We start from the raw sequence: 4,056 nt of genomic DNA, 5'->3' as shown, positions 1-4,056 counted from the left end.
ACGCAAACCGAAACGTAACTGTTCGGTTCGCTCTGGAGAGCTAGAATAAAGTACTACAAAGCAATTTTCCTTTTCATTCATACAGTAAATATATCACAAGTATTAATGAGCGTCAACAACAATATTGAATACAATACATATTAAACAGTTTAGCGTTGTTACGTATTATTTTATTGACTACTTATAAATACTACAATAGTATAGTGCGACAGTAAGGGGAGTTTACACTATGCTTAAAACTAACTCACAATGCTTCATGCAGGAGTTCGACGCAGCCACGAGAGCTGGCAATATTGCAAGCTGGGAATATGACGGGCGCCTGCTGCTGCCGGGCGAAGACGCGTCGATCGTGGTAACCAAGTCGAGCATGACCGCTACGATCGGTAATGCTCATGCGCTGAAGGATCATCCGATCTATGAATTTGTTGCCGATTTCGAAGAACAGATCCGTGAGGTGACAGCAGAGGATCTCGGCTCACATCGAGAGATCGTTATTGGGGGCCGTTGGCATTACTACGGGGAGGAGCGCCAACAGTCCTTCGAGCCGTATCTGACCCGCAAGATCACGCAGGATGGCTCAGTCAAGACTGCAAAATATGATTACGACTTCTTCGGTTGGGGTGGCTACGGGTTTGGCCTGATTTTCGATTCAGGGACGGATGGCGAATCCGCATTAGAAGCAATGACCGCAGAGACTGCCAATTTTACCAACTACAGCCGTCTGCGCCCCGGAGTCGCTGAAGACTTCGGCCTTCCAACGGGCGTGGTGTGGTTTCCGGCGGCGCCGTCTCAGCTGCCTTTTCTGGTCGTGGAACACGCCAACAAGATCTTTGAACGACGTTCGGCGTGATGCTCGTAAAGGTGCACGGCATGATGAAGCACCGGCTGGACCGTTACAACGTTCGGGGTCAGCTCTGTGGCGGCGAATGTTTTTCTCAAAATCAACAACACAAAGGAATATTCTAATGCACAAATGTGAAGGACAGGACAGCTTCTCCCGCATGCAGCGGGCGATCCAGAGCAGTCCGATTCCCGAGATGACCGCTGATCTTGCCGCCGGCAACATCACACCGGTCAGCCCAACAGAAGAACTCCGAATGCGGTACCGCAAAGATAGAATCTCGGAGGCGGACGCGGTAACCTGCATGACTCACGCTTGTCGTGCTTATGCGCGCGCGGTCGGATCAGTCCTCGTCGTCACAGATCATGCTGGAAAAATCTGCTTCGGTTTTGTCCCAGATCCTGGTCTTGAAATGGATGATCCGAAGATGGCGCCAGTGTTACGTACGCTGGCAAAAAAGATAGACACCGATCATGCCGCCAGCATCATGGCGGCCCGACCTAAATCCGATATCCACAGATCGGTCGAGTGTCCGATTTTTATGATGCCAGTTTTTGACTATCAGCGCGCCCACGGCCGAGCTGTAGAAGCTTACGGCACATACATGAACAGCTTCGAGATTTCTGTGCCGCGTCCTCAACCCACACCTGTCGATTGACGACGTGCTCGCTGTTGGGTCGCTGTCCAGGCGAAGGGCGCGTCATCCCCCATCAGGGATATGCGGGGCATATCCAAGGACAAGCGGCAATCAGAATCCGAGAGGGCAGATCCGATAGCCGCGATATCCTTGCCGGCATGAGAGGTGAGGGCACCACCGACATTCTAAAGCACAATCATCCGGGCATCACTGATTGAGATTCGGCTTCATCCGCAAGCCGCAGAGACGTATTGCTCGACGAAACCCATCAAGAATATGAATCTATCCGGGGATACCGATTCATCGATATCATTGGACGCCTGGGTCTAAACTCCCGACACTGTCGGCATGATCACACAGCCCTATCGCATCTATGTCGAACGCACGGAAGCGGCCAAAAACATGGCTCGTTTCTACGCCATGGAAATTTCGGGCTCGCTGTTCGGTGAGGTCTGTCTGACCCGGTCCTGGGGCCGGATTGGGAGGCGAGGGCAGAGCAAGATGCATCATTTTGAAAGCGAGGGAAAAGCCGTCGATTTGTTTCTGGAGCTCATGCGAAAGAAACAGAAGCGAGGCTATCGGCCGAGGATCTCGTTGTACAATTCCCATTGATCAAGAGCGCAAACTTTTCGTTCAGAGTGAAGCCTCGTACCGCGAAAATGGGAACCGCCCGCCGATTATCTCATGGTCGCACGTGCCTGTGCCGAAGCGCTCACGCTTTGCCAAGGAAGTGAGCTTCGGGCAAAAGCGCAAGCGCGGCAAATAACTCGCCGGTCTGTTTCTGGCCGGTTTGAAATAGCCCATCATCAGACAATTTATTGTGTAGCCCGTACCGGCTATAAGTATCGTTGCGAGATAACGGCCGATCCCGGTTGCGTTTCTGGCGTGATGGCACCGTATGCTTGACGTCTAATAAACCGCCATATATGACGGCTATAATAATTGGATATGTCATATGAGGCCGCTATGGCAAGCCTGAAGGCAATGCGATCTCTTTCAGTTCTGGGGCAGAACCTCCGCCAGGCACGCCTTGCGCGCCGATTCACTATGGCGGAACTTGCGATGCGCGCCGATGTTTCGGAACGCACCCTGATGCGCCTGGAGAAAGGCGATCCGGGTATCGGCATCGGCAATCTCGCCTCGGTGCTTGCAGCCCTTGGCAGTCCGGCAATACTGGCAGGTCTCATGGCACCGGAAAACGATGCGGTAGGCCTTTCGCTCGCGCTTCAGGCCGTGCCAAAGCGTGGGCGCTCCTTCAGTTCAGGCAAGTCCGTTCAAACCCGGGACGAGGCAAGCGAGCAACAAGATAACCCTGAGAGCAAAAGGAACGCGCGCAAGGGGATCGCCTTCTGATGGCGCAATCTGATCAAATCCGGTCCGTGCGCAGCCGGTCCGTCCCCGGGCCACAAGAAGCCGAAGTTCACCTCGGCCACAGCCTGTTACATGTGGGCAAGCTGCGCTTTTCCTTTGAGCGCAACCGGCAGCATTCCGAGTTCAGCTATGACAGGGACTGGGTTGAGGATGCCCGTGGCTTTGCCATCGCCCCGGATCTGCCCCTGGGTCTCGCACCATTCTTCACGTCCGCCGGGCGGGGTGGCGATCAGCGCGACAGTCTGCCTGGCGTGTTGCAGGATGCTGCACCAGACGCCTGGGGCCGCATGTTGATGGAGCGCCTCTACGGCGCCGGTCTCAGCGAGTTCGACATGCTGACGCTGACTGATGATGCCACACGTCAGGGCGCATTGCGGTTCTGTGATGGTCGGGGGCGGATCATCACGGGGGAGGGCGCGGCCCCGGTTCCGCAACTGGTTGAACTCGAAGAGTTGCAGGCCATCGCTGCCAGTATCGAACGGGGCGGTGAAGTTTCCAACGAGGCTCTGCGCCAGATGGCCGGAGCCGGAGGTTCGATCGGGGGCGCAAGGCCTAAGGCCAATGTACTGAACGAAGACCAACTCTGGATCGCAAAATTCTCCTCCGCGGGCGACGCCAGCCCGGTCGAGCGCATTGAAGTCGCAACCTTGAAATTGGCCCGCGAGGTCGGCCTGAATGCCCCCGACGCCCGGCTCATGCTGGAACGAACCACGAGCCCCATTGCCCTCATCCGGCGCTTTGACCGGGAGGGCACAGCACGTATTCCTTATATCTCTGCCCGAACAGCGCTCGAACGTCATGGCACGGAGCAGGGCGCCTATACGGACCTCGCTCAATTCATCCAGCAACACAGCGACAACCCGCGTGCAGACTTGCACGAACTCTGGTCGCGGATCGTGTTCACTATTCTGGTGACTAACACCGACGACCATCTCAAGAACCATGGTTTCGTTTACGCCGGTGAGGGCCAGTGGAGCCTATCGCAGCTTTTTGACGTAAACCCGCAGCCCGAGCGCCATCGTTTTCTGAAAACAGCGATCATCGAAGGTGAGCCGTTTGCCGCCTCGCTGGAACTCGCGCTTGAGGCTGCCATGTTCTTCAACCTCGCCACCGACGAAGCCAGACGTTTGGCGCACGAAATGGCACGGCAGATCAATAGCACCTGGAGGGAGATTATGCGGAACCACGGTGTGAAGGGCATAGAACT

General features: G+C 55.4%; 6 protein-coding genes. 5 read left to right on the top strand and 1 reads right to left on the bottom strand.

Annotation, left to right across the window (positions count from 1 at the left end):
* Nucleotides 1-229 precede the first annotated feature (229 nt).
* From Q8O80_RS03700 to Q8O80_RS03690, 3 genes are all read left to right on the top strand, one after another.
* Nucleotides 230-850, top strand: a complete 621-nt coding sequence (locus tag Q8O80_RS03700; RefSeq protein ID WP_305577059.1) for a hypothetical protein — start codon at nt 230-232, stop codon at nt 848-850.
* Nucleotides 851-965: 115 nt separating this feature from the next.
* Nucleotides 966-1,499 (top strand): hypothetical protein, encoded by a 534-nt coding sequence (locus Q8O80_RS03695; protein ID WP_305577057.1) that lies wholly within the window; start codon nt 966-968, stop codon nt 1,497-1,499.
* A gap of 327 nt (nt 1,500-1,826) precedes the next feature.
* A complete protein-coding gene (locus Q8O80_RS03690; protein ID WP_305577056.1) occupies nt 1,827-2,090 on the top strand; it encodes a WGR domain-containing protein in 264 nt (87 codons plus the stop codon).
* Nucleotides 2,091-2,190: 100 nt separating this feature from the next.
* Here the strand turns inward: Q8O80_RS03690 and Q8O80_RS03685 are convergent, their stop codons facing one another.
* The gene (locus Q8O80_RS03685; RefSeq protein WP_305577054.1) at nt 2,191-2,433 is read right to left on the bottom strand and encodes a hypothetical protein; all 243 of its coding nucleotides are present in this window, start codon (nt 2,431-2,433) and stop codon (nt 2,191-2,193) included.
* A gap of 11 nt (nt 2,434-2,444) precedes the next feature.
* On the opposite strand from Q8O80_RS03685, the gene Q8O80_RS03680 reads away from it, so the two are divergent.
* On the top strand, nt 2,445-2,831 hold the full coding sequence (locus Q8O80_RS03680; protein ID WP_305577052.1) for a helix-turn-helix domain-containing protein: 387 nt from the start codon (nt 2,445-2,447) through the stop codon (nt 2,829-2,831).
* Nucleotides 2,831-4,056: type II toxin-antitoxin system HipA family toxin (locus tag Q8O80_RS03675; RefSeq protein WP_305577050.1), on the top strand; the 1,226-nt coding region annotated here is incomplete at its 3' end. The genes Q8O80_RS03680 and Q8O80_RS03675, both read left to right, overlap by 1 nt.

The organism is Devosia sp., from assembly GCF_030689745.1.
Classification (GTDB): Bacteria; Pseudomonadota; Alphaproteobacteria; order Rhizobiales; family Devosiaceae; genus Devosia; species Devosia alba.
Note: the sequence above shows the minus strand (reverse complement) of the source record. Positions and strands in the feature narration are given on the sequence as shown.

Excerpts from the sequence above, each read along its gene's own strand:
- Q8O80_RS03680 (WP_305577052.1), top strand. The coding sequence starts at position 2,445 with ATGGCAAGCCTGAAGGCAATGCGATCTCTTTCAGTTCTGGGGCAGAAC.
- Q8O80_RS03685 (WP_305577054.1), bottom strand. The coding sequence starts at position 2,433 with ATGACATATCCAATTATTATAGCCGTCATATATGGCGGTTTATTAGAC.
- Q8O80_RS03690 (WP_305577056.1), top strand. The coding sequence starts at position 1,827 with ATGATCACACAGCCCTATCGCATCTATGTCGAACGCACGGAAGCGGCC.
- Q8O80_RS03700 (WP_305577059.1), top strand. The coding sequence starts at position 230 with ATGCTTAAAACTAACTCACAATGCTTCATGCAGGAGTTCGACGCAGCC.
- Q8O80_RS03695 (WP_305577057.1), top strand. The coding sequence starts at position 966 with ATGCACAAATGTGAAGGACAGGACAGCTTCTCCCGCATGCAGCGGGCG.